18 protein-coding genes and 1 tRNA gene are annotated in these 16,539 nt (G+C 64.6%); 10 read left to right on the top strand and 9 right to left on the bottom strand.

Features of this window, described 5'->3' with window-relative positions; all coding sequences use genetic code 11:
• Positions 1-13: 13 nt before the first annotated feature.
• Positions 14-586: a hypothetical protein gene (locus NMD1_RS18945; RefSeq protein WP_125956491.1), complete on the top strand. Its 573-nt coding sequence runs from the start codon at positions 14-16 to the stop codon at positions 584-586.
• Here NMD1_RS18945 and NMD1_RS18940 read toward each other — a convergent pair whose 3' ends face one another.
• The 5 genes from NMD1_RS18940 to NMD1_RS18920 form a co-directional block, all read right to left on the bottom strand.
• Entirely contained in the window at positions 587-1,207 is a 621-nt protein-coding gene (locus NMD1_RS18940; RefSeq protein WP_125956488.1) for a DNA-3-methyladenine glycosylase I, read from the bottom strand.
• 79 nt (positions 1,208-1,286) lie between these two features.
• Entirely contained in the window at positions 1,287-2,171 is an 885-nt protein-coding gene (locus NMD1_RS18935) for a polysaccharide deacetylase family protein (RefSeq protein ID WP_125956486.1), read from the bottom strand.
• A gap of 76 nt (positions 2,172-2,247) precedes the next feature.
• Entirely contained in the window at positions 2,248-4,398 is a 2,151-nt protein-coding gene (locus NMD1_RS18930; RefSeq protein WP_158454017.1) for a TonB-dependent receptor, read from the bottom strand.
• Positions 4,399-4,685: 287 nt separating this feature from the next.
• Positions 4,686-5,033: an EthD domain-containing protein gene (locus NMD1_RS18925; protein WP_125956481.1), complete on the bottom strand. Its 348-nt coding sequence runs from the start codon at positions 5,031-5,033 to the stop codon at positions 4,686-4,688.
• A 92-nt stretch (positions 5,034-5,125) separates the two neighbouring features.
• Positions 5,126-6,163, bottom strand: a complete 1,038-nt coding sequence (locus tag NMD1_RS18920) for a homogentisate 1,2-dioxygenase (protein WP_125956479.1) — start codon at positions 6,161-6,163, stop codon at positions 5,126-5,128.
• A 258-nt stretch (positions 6,164-6,421) separates the two neighbouring features.
• On the opposite strand from NMD1_RS18920, the gene NMD1_RS18915 reads away from it, so the two are divergent.
• Positions 6,422-6,844 carry a MarR family winged helix-turn-helix transcriptional regulator gene (locus NMD1_RS18915; protein ID WP_233497823.1) on the top strand — a complete coding sequence of 141 codons (423 nt, stop codon included), beginning with the start codon at positions 6,422-6,424 and terminating at the stop codon, positions 6,842-6,844.
• A gap of 51 nt (positions 6,845-6,895) precedes the next feature.
• Here the strand turns inward: NMD1_RS18915 and NMD1_RS18910 are convergent, their stop codons facing one another.
• Entirely contained in the window at positions 6,896-7,870 is a 975-nt protein-coding gene (locus NMD1_RS18910; RefSeq protein ID WP_125956474.1) for a 3-keto-5-aminohexanoate cleavage protein, read from the bottom strand.
• A 152-nt stretch (positions 7,871-8,022) separates the two neighbouring features.
• Here NMD1_RS18910 and NMD1_RS18905 point away from each other — a divergent pair, with 152 nt between their 5' ends.
• The gene (locus NMD1_RS18905) at positions 8,023-8,424 is read left to right on the top strand and encodes a nuclear transport factor 2 family protein (protein WP_125956472.1); all 402 of its coding nucleotides are present in this window, start codon (positions 8,023-8,025) and stop codon (positions 8,422-8,424) included.
• Positions 8,424-9,182 carry an SDR family NAD(P)-dependent oxidoreductase gene (locus tag NMD1_RS18900; protein WP_125956470.1) on the top strand — a complete coding sequence of 253 codons (759 nt, stop codon included), beginning with the start codon at positions 8,424-8,426 and terminating at the stop codon, positions 9,180-9,182. Before NMD1_RS18905 ends, NMD1_RS18900 begins: the two co-directional genes overlap by 1 nt.
• 54 nt (positions 9,183-9,236) lie before the next feature.
• Here the strand turns inward: NMD1_RS18900 and NMD1_RS18895 are convergent, their stop codons facing one another.
• Together NMD1_RS18895 and NMD1_RS18890 are read right to left on the bottom strand one after the other, a co-directional pair.
• Entirely contained in the window at positions 9,237-10,004 is a 768-nt protein-coding gene (locus NMD1_RS18895) for an SDR family NAD(P)-dependent oxidoreductase (protein ID WP_125956468.1), read from the bottom strand.
• A gap of 130 nt (positions 10,005-10,134) precedes the next feature.
• Entirely contained in the window at positions 10,135-11,049 is a 915-nt protein-coding gene (locus tag NMD1_RS18890; protein WP_158454016.1) for a LysR substrate-binding domain-containing protein, read from the bottom strand.
• A gap of 97 nt (positions 11,050-11,146) precedes the next feature.
• Here NMD1_RS18890 and NMD1_RS18885 point away from each other — a divergent pair, with 97 nt between their 5' ends.
• The 5 genes from NMD1_RS18885 to hpaI are packed head-to-tail and all read left to right on the top strand — an operon-like array spanning position 11,147 to position 15,513.
• The gene (locus tag NMD1_RS18885; RefSeq protein ID WP_125956464.1) at positions 11,147-11,704 is read left to right on the top strand and encodes a carboxymuconolactone decarboxylase family protein; all 558 of its coding nucleotides are present in this window, start codon (positions 11,147-11,149) and stop codon (positions 11,702-11,704) included.
• Complete coding sequence (locus tag NMD1_RS18880) at positions 11,701-12,690, top strand: ornithine cyclodeaminase family protein (protein ID WP_125956462.1); 990 nt, start codon at positions 11,701-11,703, stop codon at positions 12,688-12,690. Before NMD1_RS18885 ends, NMD1_RS18880 begins: the two co-directional genes overlap by 4 nt.
• A 30-nt stretch (positions 12,691-12,720) precedes the next feature.
• Positions 12,721-13,836: a cupin domain-containing protein gene (locus NMD1_RS18875; RefSeq protein ID WP_125956459.1), complete on the top strand. Its 1,116-nt coding sequence runs from the start codon at positions 12,721-12,723 to the stop codon at positions 13,834-13,836.
• Complete coding sequence (gene hpaH, locus NMD1_RS18870; protein WP_233497822.1) at positions 13,833-14,681, top strand: 2-oxo-hept-4-ene-1,7-dioate hydratase; 849 nt, start codon at positions 13,833-13,835, stop codon at positions 14,679-14,681. The genes NMD1_RS18875 and hpaH overlap by 4 nt, the downstream gene beginning before the upstream one ends.
• Positions 14,682-14,706: 25 nt before the next feature.
• Positions 14,707-15,513, top strand: coding sequence for a 4-hydroxy-2-oxoheptanedioate aldolase (gene hpaI, locus NMD1_RS18865; protein WP_125956457.1), 807 nt, complete (start codon positions 14,707-14,709; stop codon positions 15,511-15,513).
• A 30-nt stretch (positions 15,514-15,543) separates the two neighbouring features.
• On the opposite strand, the gene NMD1_RS18860 is transcribed toward hpaI, so the two are convergent.
• A tRNA-Arg gene (locus NMD1_RS18860) sits at positions 15,544-15,620 on the bottom strand.
• Positions 15,621-15,679: 59 nt separating this feature from the next.
• Here NMD1_RS18860 and NMD1_RS18855 point away from each other — a divergent pair.
• Positions 15,680-16,492: a queuosine precursor transporter gene (locus NMD1_RS18855; RefSeq protein WP_125956455.1), complete on the top strand. Its 813-nt coding sequence runs from the start codon at positions 15,680-15,682 to the stop codon at positions 16,490-16,492.
• Positions 16,493-16,539 lie beyond the last annotated feature (47 nt).

The following is a 16,539-nucleotide window of genomic DNA, read 5'->3' as shown; positions in this document are numbered from 1 at the left end:
GGGGAGAGCGGGGATGAAGACCATGCGTTCGTGGATCGCGGCTGGCTGCGTTCTGGTCGGCGGCCAGATGGCACCGATGTCGGTGATGCCAGCACAGGCCGCGCCGATCGAGCAGTTGCGCTGCATCGACGACCGGCTGAACGAGCGCCAGCGGGCGGATATCGCCGGGCTGTTCGCGCAGCAGCCGGATGATCCCGCCGGCCGCGTGAAGACTGCCCAGGGTTCCGCCGCCGCATCGCGCGACATGACGCTGGCGCTGGCCAGTTGCACCGCGCGGTTCGGCTGGAGCAGGGCGGCGCAGGACGCGGCATCGCGCTATCTGGTGGAGATTGCCCGCCTGGCGCGGATCGCGGTGGACCATGGCGCCACCTGGAGCGTGGCCATGGAACGGTACGCGCCGCTTGCGGCCAAGCGGCTACCCGACGGAAAAGACGTGGAAGAGCATCTTCGCGCGCAGATCGTGGCAGGGGCCATCGCCAACGGCAGCGGCGCGATCCGCGCGGAGCAGGGAGACGCTGTGATCGCCTATCTGCACGGCTGGCGCGACGTGGATCGCGCGCGCGGGGCTTTTGCCGGCGTGAAATGATCAGCGCGGCGGGGCGGACGGGGCAGGGCGCACGAAGTGCGCCCGCGCCTGTTCCGCTTCGGCATGGATCGCGCATTCCTGCGCATGGTCGTTGATCAGCCCCATCGCCTGCATGAAGGCGTGGACGGTCGTCGGGCCGACGAACTTCCAGCCCCGCTTCTTCAGATCCTTCGACATCGCGATCGACGCGGGCGAGGTGGAAGCGAGGTGAGGGACCGCTTCACCCCGTGGTTCGAAGCTCCAGACATAGGCGGCGAGCGAGCCCTTTTCGTCGATCAGGTCCAGCGCGCGGCGGGCGTTGTTGATCACCGCCTCGATCTTGCCGCGGTGGCGGACGATGCCGGCATCCTGCAGCAGCCGTTCGACATCGGCCTCATCGAACGCCGCGACGCGCGCGAAATCGAAGCCGTGGAAGGCCGCGCGGAAATTGTCGCGCTTCATCAGGATGGTGCGCCAGCTCAAGCCGGACTGGAAACCTTCGAGCGAGAGCTTTTCGAACAACCGCCGATCATCCTCCACGGGGAAGCCCCATTCGCGATCATGATAGGCGATGTACTCCGCCGAGGCCGCACACCAGCCGCACCGTGGCCGTCCGTCATCGCCCGTTGTCAGACCGACCATTTCTCCCGCTCTCCATCATCCCGAATCACGTCAATGTTCTTTCTATGTTCCATTGACGCGCCGGATGCAAATCCGCCGATCAGGCACGTTCCATGGCATCCCGGTACCAGCGATTGATTTCGCCGCCGGTTGCCAGCCATACGCCGTCGTGACGGGCAATGTATTCCAGCGCCTGCTCGATGTGTTTCATGCGGAACGGATGCCCCGACACGGGGGGATGAAGCGAGATTGACATCACTTTCGGCAGTGTTTGCGCTTCGTGGTACAGCACATCGAACTGATCCCGGATGATCTGGCCGAAACCGGCGGCAGATTCGCCCTTGCCCAGTATGGTCGGCACGTCGTTGACCTCGACGGTGTAGGGCAGGGTCAGCAGCGATCCGCCCGTGACGCGCAGGGGCACGGGCAATTCATCGTGCGCGTAGTTTGACAGGTATTCGATACCCTCTTCGGCCAGGATGTCCGGCGTCTCGATGCTTTCGGTCATGCACCAGCTGATCCAGCCTTTGGGGCGCTGCCCGGTCTCCTGCTCTATCGTGTCGAGCGTCGATCGGACGAAGCCGCGCTGCCGGTCCGGTGTCATGTCGATCATCAGGCCCTGATTGTGGTCGCCAAGGCCCAGCCATTCCCAGTTTCGTTCGTTTCCGGCGGCGATGACCTGCGGGTATTCCCGGCATACATCCGTGCTGAGATGGGCGGTGGCGCGGAAGCCGTGCCGGTCCATCGCGGCCATCAGGCGCCAGATGCCAACGCGGTGGCCATAATCGCGCCAGCCATGGTTCAGGATGTCGGGAACGAGATGCGTGGTGCCGGGATAGATCGCGTGGCCGGGCGCCGTGGTCAGGAATGGGACGTGTTCCAGGTTCACGTAAAGCAGCACGGCCAGGCGCTTGCCGTCCGGAAAGGGAATGGGCTTGCGCTGCGTGATCGGCGTGAAATCGTAACGGGGCGATTGGGTGAGCATGGTCCTCTCTCCCGCATGAAGATGGCCGCCCGGGCGTGAACCCGGGCGGCACCCCCTCAAACGTGTTGCTCGTGTCTCAGAAGTTTGCGGTAACGCGCGCGCCGAACGTGCGCGGTTCCTCAAGATAGGCGGTGCCGGGGCCGGGAATGCCGGCTGCCGCCGATGCGGCGATGACCGCGATGTTGCTGATGTTCTTGATCCACAGGCCCGCGCTCCAGCGGTCGTTCTCGGCATAGTAGGTCAGGGTGGCGTTGGCCTTGGCATAAGGCCGCTGGCGAACGCCGAGGCTGTGCGCATAGTCCGCCCACCACTGGCTTTCATACCGGGCGTCGGCCTGCGCGCGGATATAGCCGGACTTCAGGTGGAAATCGTGGCTCACGCCGCCGCTGATGGTCCAGTCGGCCGCATAGGGCGGGTTGAGACCGTTGTAGCTCGTTCCCAGCGGCGTCACGAAGTTCTTGTTGCGGGCGTGGACGTAGCTGACCGACAGGTTGATGCGGTTGTCGCTGTCCGGTTGATAGAGAATATCAAGCTGGTTGCCGGGGATCGTCACCTTCGCCGCATTGAAGATGGGATTCAGGATCGCGTTGACGTTGATCGCCTGCAACTGGAGGTTGCGGTAATCGTAGTAGAAGAATTCGTCGTTGATCTGCAGCGTGTTGTCCAGCAGCCGCGTCTTGATGCCGGCGGTAATCGCCTTCAGCGTGGCAGGCCGCACCTCGGCATTGTTGAGCGGGGTGGACTGGAACTCGTTGTAGGTGCCCGGCTGATACCCCGTCTGGTATGTGACATAGGCCATGGCATGCGGCGCCACATCGTATTCCACGCCGATCTTGTAATCGAACCGGTGGTACTTCTTCGAAAAGCGGTACGTGGAAACCTGGTCCAGCGGGGTGATGCCGTTGCCCTGGCGATCATCTACGCCATAGCGGCCACCGACCGTCAGGCGCAGCGCATCACTGAAGCTGTACGTCGCCTGTCCGAACACCGCCGCGCCCTGCAGCCGGTTGCGCTGCACGTTGCTGATGAAGAACGCGCTGGGGAAGCCATAGAGGAAGACGGCCGATCCCGAATTGACGGTGCGGTAGGCATAGAGGCCCGCCAGCCATTTCAGGTTCGAGGACGAGCCGGACAGGCGCAGTTCCTGCGTGACTTCCCGGTATTCGGCCGACTGGCGTGCGGGCAGCGCGCCCAGCCAGTAGTTGCGGATGTCGGACTTGAGATAGAGGTAGCCCGGGATGTAGCTGAGCGTCAGGTTGTTGCCGAGTTCGAGATCGACCTGCGCGCCGCCGGCCCAGTTGTGGAACGTCTGGTCCGGCGCGACTGGCTGGCCGAACGGGGCAAGCGCGGCCAGGCTGCCTTCGCGCTTGTCGTTCCAGGGGTTCGACGTCAGGAACGTGTTCTCGCTGTAGCCGCCCGTGGCCGGATCGAAGCCCTTGTTGACCAGATTGGGCGTGTGCCCGTTCTTCTGGACGGTGTAGCCCCACAGATAGACGCTGAGGTTCGAGCCGGGCTTGTAGAGCAGGCTGAGACGCGCGCCGAAATCGTTCTTGGAATCCGCGCCGGATTTCATCACGCCGTTGCGGTAGGTGTAGTCCACCGCCGCGCGGATCGCGAGGTCCGACGACAGCGCGAGGTTCTGGATCGCGGTGGCATGGGCTAGGGAATAGTTGCCGCCTTCGAGGATCAGCTTGGTTTCGTTGTCCTGCGTCGGGCGCTGGAACGAGACGTTGACGGTGCCGCCGATCGCACTGCGGCCGTAAAGCGTGCCCTGCGGCCCGGGCAGCGCTTCGAGCTGGGCAATATCATAGAGCGGGACGCTGGTGGCTTCGCGCGGGATGTAGAGCCCGTTGAAGTTGAACGACACGCCTTGTTCGATATTGGCGAAATCGGCGTTGGAGCCGACACCGCGCAGGAATACCTGCGTGGAGTTGCCTTCTTGCTGGAAGCGGGCGCCCGGCACCAGTGTCTGCACGGCGCGCAGATCGGCAACGCCGGTGCTGACGAGCTGCTCGCCCGTTACCGCGGTGACAGCGGCGGCCGTCTTCTGGGCGCTTTCCGATCGTTTTTGAGCGGTGACGACGATTTCGCCGATACCAGCGGAGGCACCGTCCTCCGCTTCTGCCGCGTTCGCCTGTGGTGCGGTCTGGGCCTGAGCGGCGGCGGTGCCGTGAATCGTCAGGGCCATTGCGCTGACAACGAATGCAGAAATTGTGCGAGAAGCCATCTCGATCCTCCCATCCATGGTTTCCGCCCCGGACTGGCTTGTTCTCTCCGGTAGGCGGTTTCGCGGCGCGCAGGCGGCGTGACATCGCCATTCCCACCCTTCGACAATTGCATTTATATAAAGGTATTATGAGTCGCGCAATAACTTTTATATAGTGGTAATATACGGCGTTGGCTTTCTACCAAGTAGCAATGCAAATAGTTGATATTAATTGATTTATATTAGATGTCGGCATGGCCCTCCGATCGATGGCTCGGAAGGTGCTATCCCGCCGTCGGCGCCATGGCTCAGACGACGCGGTTTTCCTCGGTGATCATGAAACTGCAGTTCGCGATATCGGCGAAGTTCGGCTCGTCGGGCTTGACGTTGGCGACGTAGTCCGGGTCGGTATAGAACGCCTGCATCTGCTGCAGATCATCGAACCAGAGTTCAACAAGCGCGTCATAGCGCACCGCGCTGCCATCATGCGACTGGTGCTCGTCCGGCTGTACGAAGCTTTGCACGTATCGGCGCACGTAGACGCTGCTGGCGGGGCAGGCCCGGACCAGTGCGGCATGGTGCGTCGAAAGGTATTCGCGGAATTGTTGCCGGGTAAGCGCGGGATTGCGCCGCACCAGAATGGCGAGTTTCAGCATGGCATTTCCTCTCCGGCGGCTGGTTGTGGTCTTCACCGGCGCGGAAGGGCGAGGCCTATGCCTCTTGTCCAACCCGCGCCGGACCGCCTTTGTCAGTCCTGATAACCGTATTCGCTGGTTTCGATCAGGCGCGCGTGCTGCCGCGCGGCGTCGGTCAGCCGCATGGTCTGCCGCACTTCGAGCAGCCAGGCCTGATAGCCCGCCGGTACATCCTCCACAGGCCCATGGTGCGTGACGCCCTTGGGTACCCACGTGACCGTGCCGGGTTCGCTGATCCCGCCCCATGCTCCGGGGCCTTCCGCAAACAGGATGATCTCGTCATAGTCCGCGTTGACGTGGACCGGTGGACGCGGGCCGGGCCGCGCGCTGAGCGTGAAGGCCATCACGCCGGTATCCACGGTCGACAGGAACTGCGCCGGGGGACCGCCACGTTCGCCATAGGAAACCGGCACGATATCCCGCAGGTTCAGCGCCCAGACCGGGGGCGGGCCGCCGACTTGCGCCAGCGCGCGGATCGGGTCGTGAACCATGTCGAACTCGGTCACGCCATCGAACGTGCGCAGGCACAGCCGCGTCGTTCCCGGCGCGCCTTGCGGGGCGATCGACGGCTTGCGCACCGCCTTGCCGAAATTGATCATGCCGAATGGCGCGGGCGTATCGAAGCGCAGCGGATCGGGGCTGGTCAGGATGAGCGCGGCATAATCCTGCGATAGCGGGTCGATACGGTAGGTGATCGAGCGGGGGATATGCACGAAATCGAGCGGCCCGGCTTCAAGCTTGCCGAAATCGGTGACGAAACGCGCCGATCCCGACTGGACCAGATGCAGTTCGTCGCCTTCGGTATTCCGCAGCGCGTAAGGCATCGGCTGGCGCCGGCGCGACACCGCGAGTTCAAGGCCGTTGCGCGCCACCAGAACCGGCGTGGGCAACGCTTCGGCATCGGACTGGTCCTGCGTTTCGATGGCGAGAAGGTTGAAACGGTGGGGAGCGTGCGGGCCACGGACCGAGCGATACGTGGGTGTATAGTCGTTGCGCAGCGCAATCGCGTTCGATCCGGTGAATCCGTCGCGGCTCCAGAGATTGGGCGTTGGCGCACCGGCGGCGGGATGGGCGTGATCGCTATCTGACATGAGTCGTTGCCTCTCCTGAAAAATATTTATATAAAAGTATATTCGCAGTGCATTCGTCCGTCAACGCTTCTGTATTCGCCCTGGTGGCGGCCAGGCGCAAATCGGCCTAAGAACAGGAAGCGCAAGATGATGAACGGGGCAGCCGGCAAAAGCTCCAAGGCAGGATCAAGAATGGTGACGGACAGCAAGGCGGGCGCCGCCGAGAATGGGAAGACCAATGAATCGAAGGAAAAAGTAGCTCTCCCGCCTGAAAGCAGCGTGGCCTTCCAGATCCGGCGGGCGCACCTGGCGTTCGATCGCCTGTTGAGCATGCGGCTGGCCCGGCACGGGATCAAATCGGGGTACTACAACTATCTGCGCGCGCTCTGGATCAAGGACCGGGTGACGCAGCGCGATCTTAGCGATGCCACGCGGGTAACCGAAACCACCACCGTCGCCCTGCTGAAAGGCATGGACGACGAAGGGCTGATCGAGCGGGTCCGCGATTCGGTCGACAAGCGCAAGATCCTGGTCACGCTGACGCCGCTGGGGCGCTCGCTGGAGCCGGAAATCCTGCCGCACGCCGCCGAATTGAACGAGATTGCCACGCGGGGCATCGATGCCGCCGAAATCCGTACCTTCATCAAGGTTGCCCGCAAGATCGCGGCCAATCTGGAAAAGGCATTCGGGGAATCCGACTGATCGTGCGCAAGCTGCCCTGACGGCGCCCGTCCGGGCGCCGCCAGTTGCGCGTCATTTTTGTGGCAGGCCGACAAGGCCGCGGTAGTAGTTGGCATTGCCGGGCGTGCGGCCCAGCAGGCCCGCGATGTCCTTGGCCATCGTGAACATCTCGAGATTGCTCTTGAGTTCGACGTTCTGGTTGGGGAACTTCCAGGGCGTGTCTTCCACACCGACGCGAATGTGGAGACCCATCATCGTCGCCAGGGTCGTCATGTACAGCGTGGAACGGCCGGCGGCGCATACCGAGATCACGCTTTCGGGATCGATCTTCCGGATCTGGTCGACCATCAGGAACAGGTGCTGTGCCATTTCCTGCGCATCGCCGACCGAGGTGCCCGAAGCGAGCGAGCGCCCCACGTTGAACGGCAGGCCATAGAGGATCAGCCAGTTGTAGGGCTTCTTGAGAATCCCGGTCTCGATCAGCTTGCGGCGCGCCAGTTCGATTTCGCCGCTGTGGTGGACGGCCAGCTCCGGCTTCACGCCCAGTTCCTCCATCGCGCTGACCGCCGGGATCATGAACGCATCCGGGTGCCCCGGCGCGCAGGGGCAGGCTTCGGCAAGGCCCGCGCGGGCGGGGCTGAGACAGACGTCGAACGTCGTGCCGTTGAGCACGTTGAGGTTGGGCACGAAGTCATTGCCGAAGCGCTTGCGCAGCGGCTCGATCACGGCGGTGTAGGCATCGACCGGGGGCAGATCGCGATCGAGGCGGCGGCCATGCTTGTCCGTCACCCAGGTGAAATCGATGTGAACGCCGCAGGCGCCTGCCTCGATCACTCGCGATGCCTCGTCCACGTAGTCTTCCAGCGAGGTGGGGTTGGCGGCATCGGCCGAAGCGCCTTCGGTAAAGCGGCCCGATACCGCGACGTTGATCGCGATCGTTTCGGGCACGGTCCACTTCGGCTGCACGTCCGCCGAGGAGACGAACTGGTACTCTTCCATTTCGCGCTTGGCGGCTTCCCACAGCGGCAGCGGGGTGATCTGATTCATGATCGTTCCTCTCAAGGTATCCATGGTTTTGGGGATGTGTGTGATTGACACGAAAAACACCTTTATATAAAAGTAAAACATCGGTCAAGCCCACTCCCGGAAATTGCCCCGAAGGGCACCGCACGGAGCCGATCGGAGAGAGGAAAAACGAAATGGCGTATCAATGGGTTAAGGATTTTTTCGCGGCAGCCGACTCGCTGGACGTCGAGCGCTTCTGTGCGGCCTTGCCACGGGACATCGTATGGCGCTTCGCGAATTTTCCGACGGCGCACGGGATCGGGGAACTGCGCGCGCAGTACGAAATGGTCGCGCAGATCCTTGAAAGCATGCGGCACGAGATCGTGGGTATCTGGGACGCGGGCGATTGCGTGACGGCGGAAACGCGCGTGTTCTATGTCGATGTCCACGGGCGCGAGTTCGATTGCCCCGGGTGCGACGTTTTCCTGCTGCGCGATGGCGCGTTGGCGGAAGTGCGGATTTTCGTCGACAACCATGTGCTGTTCACGCCCCCCGCCGGCACCGAGCCAGCCGTGCTTGGCGAAGGAGTCGCGTGATGGGGCGGCTGCAGGGCAAGGTTTGCCTTATCACCGGAACCGGCGGCAGCATGGGCCGTGCCGCCGCGCTGGCCTTCGCGCGCGAAGGAGCGCGGATCGTGGGCTGCGATGTCAACGTCGAGCGCGCCGAGCAAACGCGGGAGGCGGTACGCGCCGCCGGTGGCGAGATCGTGTCGCTGCACCCGTGCGATCTGACCGACGTGGCGAATTGCGAGGCGCTGGTCGATCTCGCTGTCCGGACGTTCGGCGGGATCGACGTGCTGTTCAACAACGCTGCCATGGCCTATTTCGGCCCGGTGCCCGATCTGGCGCTCGACGACTGGCACCGCACGATCAACGAGGAAGTCCATCTGGTCTATTATCTCGTGCGCGCGGCCTGGGCGGAACTGGTCCGGTCGTCGGGCGTGATCGTCAACACCGCCTCGATTTCCGCGCATCAGGCCTATCGACCCTTGCCGGCGGTTTCGCACATGGCCGCGAAGGGCGCGATCCTGGCGATGACGCGGCAACTCGCCATGGAAGGCGCCCTGCATGGCATCCGCGCCAACACCATTTCCCCCGGGCTCGTGGCGACGCACCAGACCGTCGATGTGCTGGGCGATGCCGACCTTTCGCGCCAGATGACTGAGCAGATCATGCTGGGCCGCCCCGGCCGCCCGGAAGAAATCGCGGCGGCGGCACTGTTCCTCGCCTCGGACGAAAGCAGCTTTGTCACCGGCGCCGATCTGCGCGTCGATGGCGGAACGACAGCCTGGTAACGGATGACGCCACGAAGAGGCCGGACACGACGTCCGGCCTCTTCGGAACTGATGTCAGATGGCCAGATAGCCGCCATCGACCGGGATGCCGGCGCCGTTCACGAACGAGGACTGGTCGGACAGGAGCCAGACCGCTGCATCGCCGATCTCGCCCGGCTGGCCGAAGCGGCCGATCGGATGACGATCGCGCAGCTTGACGAGGAACGCCTTGAAATCGGGATTCTGCGCCAGCGCGTCGATCACCGGCGTCTGGATGATGCCGGGCAGGATCGCGTTCACGCGGATGCCTTCGGCACCATAGTCAGCAGCGGCGGCGCGGGTTAGCCCCATCACGCCGTGCTTGGCGGCGACGTATTCGGAGGCGTTGGCGATGGCGACCTCTCCCAGCGAGGAGGCTGTGTTGACGATCCTGCCGCCACCGGTCTCCAGCATCGCCAGCACCTGGTACTTGATGCACCAGAATACCCCGGAAAGATCCACGCGGATGGCGCGGTCCCATTCTTCGGTGGTCACTTCGTGCAGGCGCTTGCCGGTCTGGACGATGCCGGCGTTGTTGAACGCGCCGTCGATCCGGCCATGCCGCGCGACGATGGCCGCGATTAGCGCGGCGACATCGCCTTCCACGCCAACGTCGGCGCGCAGGAACGATGCCTGTCCGCCTTCCGCCGCGATCTCGGCCAGTACCGCCTGTCCCTGTTCCGCGTTGATGTCGCTGATCACGACGTGCGCGCCGGCCGCCGCGATCCGATGCGCGCTGGCACGGCCGATGCCGCTGCCCGCGCCGGTGACCAGCACCACTTTGCCTTCCAGTGCCCTGCTCATTGTCCTGTCCATCCTCCGGTTCATTGTGATTGGTGTTATGCAAGCGTATCGGGCTCGATATTATACATTTATATAAAAGTAAAGTGCTCTGGAGAGGGTTCTGTCCGCACAAGAGCAAGTGCGGCATCGACTATCCCGCCAAGGGCAGGGCCGGATCGCTTTCCACGTGCTCCAGAAAGCGCCGGATTATCGGCGTTTCCATGCCGCGCCGCCACGCGAGCCCGAACCGGACCGAGCCGAGCGCTTCCGGCGCGCTGCCCAGGTTGAGCGGGCGAAACGAGACTCCCCGCATCCGCAGCCGTTCGGCCGAAGCGGGCAGGATCGCCACGCCTTCGCCGCAGGCCACGATGCCCACGACGGCCTCGGTCGTGGGCGCCTGATGCACGATGTCCGGCGCAAAGCTGGCGAGGCTGCACAGCGCCAGCAGGTCGGCATGGAAGTTGAAGCCGCGCGTGGGCTCGTATGTAACGAACGGGGACGAGGCGAGCTGGCCGATCGTGATCGCGCTGCTATCCGCTAACAGGGGATGCCCAGCAGGCAACGCCACGATCAGCGGTTCGGCATAGACGAAGCGGGTGGCGATCATCTCGTCGAACACCGGCAGACGCAGGATACCGATGTCGATCACGCCTTCGCGCAGGGCCTCGATCTGGTTGAGCACGGGCATGGCGCGGAAGCCGATCAGCACGTCGGGCGCGATCCTGCGGAAGCCGGCGACGAGCGAAGGCAGCAGCGAATAGACGGTGGAGCCGCCGAAGCCGAACGTGAGCGTGCCGCTATAGCCGGCGGCGGTGCGTTGCGCCCGATGCCGGCCTTCCTCGATCATCGCCAGCGATCGCCGCGCGTCCTCTACCATGCTGGCGCCGGCCGGCGTCAGCGCCACGCGATGCTTGTCGCGATCGAACAGCCGCGCGCCGATATCCGTTTCCAGATCGCGGATGGCGCGGCTGAACGGCGGCTGCGACACGTTGCAGCGCGCCGCCGCGCGCGTGAAGTTCAGCTCTTCCGCCAAGGCGATCAGGTAGCGCAGTTGCCGCAGGTCCATGTGATACCCCTTTGGTATTGCCAATGATCCCATAATGTATTTCCGATCTAAGCGGCAAGAAGCGATGAAGCCTCCGCGACCAATGCGGAGAGAGCGGATGAGCGAGAGAATAGTGCGGCTGGAGTTCGATGCGCTGGCACCGCGCTTGCAGGAAATCCTCGAGGCACGGGTCGCGCGGCTTGGCTACCTTGGCGAATTCTTCAAGTGTTCGGGCGTGCAACCGGCCATTCTCGCGCCGTTCATGGAAATGACCGAGGCGCTGAAGAAGGCGCTGCCGGACCGTCTGACCGAAACCGGCGCGCTGACCGTGGCGACGCTGATGGGCAACCGCTATGAACTGCACCAGCACGAGCGGCTTTCGCGCAAGCTGGGTTTTGGCGAAGCATGGGTCGCCGCGGTGGAGCAGGTTTCGCCCGACAGCGCGCCAGAGATGTCGGACGCCGAACGCGCGGTGCAGCGACTGGTGATCGCGATGGTTGAGCGCCGGGGCAAGGGCGTGCGACCGGAAATCGAGGCGGCGATCGACCGGATCGGCGCGGATGCCACGATCGCGGTGATGTTCCTTGTCGGCCGCTACATCACCCACGCTCTGATCGTGAACGGGCTGGAACTTGCCCCGCCCGTTCCCTCGATCTTCGAGGAGCAGCCGGCATGAGCTGCGGGCTGTGGATTTCCGAAGCGGACGTTGTTTCGCTGATGTCGCTGCCCGAAGCGATCGACGCGCTGCGCGACGGGTTGCGCGAGGAGGCGGCCGGCCGCGCCGCCAACATGGTCAAGACTCACGCCACCTGGGACAACGGTTCCACATTGCACGCCATCGGCGCGGTGTTCGAGGGCTGGGGCGTGGTGGGCACCAAGACCTGGGCGCATACCGCCGGCGGGGCCATGCCGCTGCTGATCCTGATCGATGCGCAGGATGGCGCGGTGCTGGCGATCATCGAGGCTTTCGCCTTGGGGCAGATGCGCACCGGCGGCATCAGCGGACTGGGCGCGGACGTGATGGCGCGGGCCGATGCCCGGCGCATGGCGATTGTGGGCGCGGGCAAGCAGAGCCTGGCCCAGGTGGCTGCCGTGGCCGCGGTGCGGCCGCTGGACCGCGTGACCGTGTGGAGCCCGACGGCCGCCAACCGCGAGGCGCTGGCCGCGCGGATCGAGGAGACCCTGCGGATCGAGGCGATCGCGACGGCCACGCTGGACGAGGCGCTGGACGGGGCGGACGTGGTCACGCTGGCGACCCGCGCCCGCACGCCTTTCCTCACGCGCGATGCCTTGCCGCGTGGCGTTCACATCAATGCCGTTGGCGCGATCACGCCGGAGCGGGCCGAGTTCGAACCGGCGCTGCTGGAGCGGGCCGGAGTCCTGGCCGCCGACAGTGTGCCGCAGGTCCGCAAGCTGAGCCGTGAGTTCATTGAGGCCTTGGGCGATGACGAAGGCGCATGGGCGCGGTTGCAGCCGCTGAGCGCGCTGGTCGCCGCCGGCACCACCCGCCCGGCCGACGCGGACCTGACCGTGTTCAAGGCCATGGGCATGGGCATTTCCGATCTCTCGCTGGGCATTGCCGTACTGAAGCGCGCGCGCGCCGCCGGTCTCGGCCGTCCGCTGCCGGAGGTCAAACGTCAGGCGCCGCGCCTGACCGCCTGATTTTACCCTGTTTGCAACAAGGAGAGCGCCATGAACGATCTGCGCACCAATTTCGAGGACACCGTCGGAAAGTTCGTCGACGTCAGCGGCCAGTATTATCCGCTCAACGATCCCTGGGCACCGGCGATCATCACCAAGGAACAGATCGACGCCGAGATCGAGCGGCTGGCGTCGATCGACCGACCCGAGAACGGGCGCCGCAGTTCGCTGATCGTGCATCCGCGCGCCAATCCGGCCACGCCGGGCCTGGCGACCTCGGTACAGGTTTCGCTGAACGTGCTGAAGCCGGGCGAGCGCACGCAGGCGTTCCGCCACAACGCCACCGAGGTCAATTTCTGCATCCGGGGTGAGGGCGTGGCCGTGATCGGCGACCGCCGTATCCCGTTCCGCAAGTACGACGTGTACAACACGCCGTCGTTCGTCCCCTACTGGCGCGAGAACACCGGGACCGATCTTCAGGTGTTCCTGACCTATACCAACGTCCCGCTGCTGCAATTCATGCAGGTTCACCACTGGGAGGACAATCCGCCGCTGCTGGCCGCCGTGCCGCACGAGGAGGAGGACGCGATCAATCCGCGCCGCAACAGCCCTTATGGCACCTTCACGATCGGTGACGACGGCGCGATGCTGATGCCCTACGAAAAGCTGATCAATCCGCCGACGGTGGAATCCAACGCGCTGCACTGGCCGTGGGAAAAGGTCGAGGCGGAACTGAAGAAGCTGCAGGATCTGGGGCAGGAGTACATCGGCCGCCGTCTCTACCTGCTCTACAATCCGATGACCGGCCGTACCAACGGCACTACCCCGAACTTCTTCGCCACGATCACCATTCGTCCGCCCAAGATTGTGGACCGCCCGCACCGGCACGTTTCGGAATCGATCAACTATTATTTCCATGGCACCGGCCGCAGCACCGTGGCGGGCAACGTCTATGAATGGAAGGCGGGCGATCTCATGCTGTCGGCGCCGGGCTGGGCAGTGCACAACCATGCGTCGTATGACGATTACGTCTATGAACTGACGATCCAGAACCAGCCGCTGACGATCGCGATGGAATCGCTGCTGTGGCAGGAGAACCTTAAGGAGCCGCCCGCGCTGCTGGGCGCGCAGATGGGCTTCGACACGAACCGCAAGTCGGCCGCGTGACCTTGGCCCCGGCGATTTCTAACCCGGGCGGAACAGCGGGCGTCACCCTGGCGGATGACGCCTTGCTGGCGGCGGCACGGGCACTGGACAAGGCGGAGCGCACGCGCACGCAAATCCGCCTGCTGACCGATGCGCACCCGGCGATGACCATGGACGATGCCTATGCGATCCAGGCTGCGTGGGTGGCCGCGAAAGTGGCGGCGGGCGATCCGGTGATCGGCTGGAAGATCGGCCTGACGTCGAAGGCGATGCAGGCCGCACTTTCCATCGATATTCCGGATTCGGGCGTGCTGTTGCACAGCATGGCGTTCGCGAACGGGGCGGAGATTGCCGGGGATCGATTCATCCAGCCCCGCGTCGAGGCGGAAATCGCCTTCGTGATGAAGAAGGACGTGGCGCCGGACGCCACGCCGGCGGAGATCCTGGCGGCGACCGACTATGTCGCGCCGGCGCTGGAAATCCTCGATACGCGCATCTTCCGCCAGGACCCGGTTTCGGGCCGGCTGCGCACCGTGTTCGATACGATTTCGGACAATGCCGCGAACGGCGGCGTGGTGCTGGGCCAACCGGTGCGCGATCTTGCGGGCATCGATCTTGGCCGGGTCGGCGCGGTGGTTTCGCGCAATGGCGAGGTGGAGGAAACCGGGCTTGGCGCGGGCGTGCTGGGCGATCCGCTGATCTCGATGGCATGGCTGGCGCAGCGGCTGGGCGCTTATGGCCAGCGCATCGAACGCGGCCAGATCGTGCTGTCGGGCTCGTTTATCCGCCCGGTCGAAGCGCCGAGCGGCAGCCGGATACGCGCCGATTTCGGCCCTTGGGGCACGGTCGAATGCCGTTTTTTGTGATGTCCGCCAACGGAGGAACGATGCGATGAACGCCTTCAAGCAGGCCATTGCCGATGGCGTTGCCCGGATCGGATTGTGGCAGGCGCTCGCCTCACCCTACACGTGCGAAATCTGCGCCGGGGCGGGGTTCGACTGGCTGCTGATCGATGCCGAACATGCCCCCAACACCATACCGCTGGTGCTGGCGCAGTTGCAGGCCGCGGCAGCCTATCCGGTGGAGCCGGTGGTGCGCCTGCCGATCGGTGATGCGGTGCTGGTGAAGCAATACCTCGACATCGGGGCGCGATCGCTGCTGATCCCGATGGTCGATAGCGCGGAAGCGGCGGCGCACATGGTGGCGGCTACGCGCTATCCGCCGCAGGGTTTCCGGGGAGTCGGCTCGGCGATCGGCCGCGCGAGCCGGTGGAACCGCACAGCCGGCTATCTCGAACGGGCCGCGGACGACATCTGCCTGCTGGTGCAGGTGGAAACGCGTGCCGCGCTAGCCGCGATTGCCGAGATTGCGGCGGTGCCGGGCGTGGACGGCGTGTTCATCGGCCCGTCCGATCTCGCGGCCGACATGGGGCACCTCGGTAATCCGGGGCACCCCGCGGTGCAGGCCGCGATTGAAAGCGGCATCGCGGCGGTGCGCGCCGCCGGAAAGCCCGTGGGCATGCTGATCGCCGACGAGGCACTGGCGCGGCGCTACCTGGAACTCGGTGCAAGCTTCGTGGCGGTGGGAACCGACGTGACCATCCTGGCACGCGGCGCAGAAGCGCTGGCGCGGCGCTTCGCCGGCCCGGCGGGGCAGGATGCCGGCGCGGCGGGTTCGGGGAAGGGCAGCGTCTACTGACGCGCACAGTCGACCAAGTTATTGAAAAATTGGCGCGCCCGGCAGGATTCGAACCTGCGACCACCAGCTTAGAAGGCAGGTGCTCTATCCAGCTGAGCTACGGGCGCGCGCGAGCAGCCCCATAAGGCGGCTTTGCGCCGTGTGCAAATCGCGATAGCAGGGATTCATGAACGATCCCCATCCTTCATCGCCCGTTTCTCCGCCCCTTTCCCGAATTGCCGGCAGCGCGGGCGCGCGCCGGCATTTCCGCTATTTCGACTACATGATGGCGGGGTTCGTCGGCATACTGCTGCTGTCGAACCTGATCGGCGCGGCCAAGCTGGCCACGTTGGGTGGCGTGACGTTTGGCGCGGGCATCCTGTTCTTTCCGGTGTCCTACGTGCTGGGCGACGTGCTGACGGAAGTCTATGGCTATGCCAACGCGCGGCGCTGTGTGTGGATGGGGTTCTTCGCGCTGCTGTTCATGGCGGTTATGAGCTTCGTGGTGGTGGCAATGCCGCCTTCGCCGGACTGGGGCTGCGCCTCCAGCGCGGACGCGCGGTTCGCGGAACTGGTCGCACGCGAATCCGCCGGGGCGATCTGCCAGACCACCTATGAATCGGTGTTCGGCAGCACCTGGCGGATTGTGGCGGCCTCGGTCATGGCGTTCTGGGCCGGCGAGTTCGTCAACAGTTTCGTGATGGCGCGGATGAAGGTGTGGACGCAGGGCAAGCACCTGTGGACGCGCACGATCGGATCGACCGTGTTCGGGCAGGCCGTGGACAGCGTGATCTTCTATCCGGTCGCCTTTCTCGGCATCTGGTCGCACCAGGCGGTTCTGACCGTGATGGTCACGAACTGGGCGATGAAAGTGGCGTGGGAGGTGGTGCTGACGCCGGCGACCTACTTCGTGGTGGGATGGCTCAAGGCGCGCGAAGGTGTGGACGTGTTCGATACCGACACGGACTTTTCGCCTTTCGCCAAGACCGACGCAGTCTGACAAGGCGCGCGGTCTGATTGGGGTAGTGAGGCTCCTCCCCTAGGGGG

The sequence above is a fragment of the Novosphingobium sp. MD-1 genome (assembly GCF_001014975.1).
Lineage (GTDB): Bacteria > Pseudomonadota > Alphaproteobacteria > Sphingomonadales > Sphingomonadaceae > Novosphingobium.
The sequence above is the reverse complement of the archived record's forward strand: the minus strand, read 5'-3'. Positions and strand labels throughout refer to the sequence as shown.

What these genes read in the sequence shown, in the direction of transcription:
- NMD1_RS18945 (WP_125956491.1), top strand. Translation starts at nt 14, where the DNA reads ATGAAGACCATGCGTTCGTGGATCGCGGCTGGCTGCGTTCTGGTCGGC.
- NMD1_RS18940 (WP_125956488.1), bottom strand. Translation starts at nt 1,207, where the DNA reads ATGGTCGGTCTGACAACGGGCGATGACGGACGGCCACGGTGCGGCTGG.
- NMD1_RS18935 (WP_125956486.1), bottom strand. Translation starts at nt 2,171, where the DNA reads ATGCTCACCCAATCGCCCCGTTACGATTTCACGCCGATCACGCAGCGC.
- NMD1_RS18930 (WP_158454017.1), bottom strand. Translation starts at nt 4,398, where the DNA reads ATGGCTTCTCGCACAATTTCTGCATTCGTTGTCAGCGCAATGGCCCTG.
- NMD1_RS18925 (WP_125956481.1), bottom strand. Translation starts at nt 5,033, where the DNA reads ATGCTGAAACTCGCCATTCTGGTGCGGCGCAATCCCGCGCTTACCCGG.
- NMD1_RS18920 (WP_125956479.1), bottom strand. Translation starts at nt 6,163, where the DNA reads ATGTCAGATAGCGATCACGCCCATCCCGCCGCCGGTGCGCCAACGCCC.
- NMD1_RS18910 (WP_125956474.1), bottom strand. Translation starts at nt 7,870, where the DNA reads ATGAATCAGATCACCCCGCTGCCGCTGTGGGAAGCCGCCAAGCGCGAA.
- NMD1_RS18905 (WP_125956472.1), top strand. Translation starts at nt 8,023, where the DNA reads ATGGCGTATCAATGGGTTAAGGATTTTTTCGCGGCAGCCGACTCGCTG.
- NMD1_RS18900 (WP_125956470.1), top strand. Translation starts at nt 8,424, where the DNA reads ATGGGGCGGCTGCAGGGCAAGGTTTGCCTTATCACCGGAACCGGCGGC.
- NMD1_RS18895 (WP_125956468.1), bottom strand. Translation starts at nt 10,004, where the DNA reads ATGAGCAGGGCACTGGAAGGCAAAGTGGTGCTGGTCACCGGCGCGGGC.
- NMD1_RS18890 (WP_158454016.1), bottom strand. Translation starts at nt 11,049, where the DNA reads ATGGACCTGCGGCAACTGCGCTACCTGATCGCCTTGGCGGAAGAGCTG.
- NMD1_RS18885 (WP_125956464.1), top strand. Translation starts at nt 11,147, where the DNA reads ATGAGCGAGAGAATAGTGCGGCTGGAGTTCGATGCGCTGGCACCGCGC.
- NMD1_RS18880 (WP_125956462.1), top strand. Translation starts at nt 11,701, where the DNA reads ATGAGCTGCGGGCTGTGGATTTCCGAAGCGGACGTTGTTTCGCTGATG.
- NMD1_RS18875 (WP_125956459.1), top strand. Translation starts at nt 12,721, where the DNA reads ATGAACGATCTGCGCACCAATTTCGAGGACACCGTCGGAAAGTTCGTC.
- hpaI (WP_125956457.1), top strand. Translation starts at nt 14,707, where the DNA reads ATGAACGCCTTCAAGCAGGCCATTGCCGATGGCGTTGCCCGGATCGGA.
- NMD1_RS18855 (WP_125956455.1), top strand. Translation starts at nt 15,680, where the DNA reads ATGAACGATCCCCATCCTTCATCGCCCGTTTCTCCGCCCCTTTCCCGA.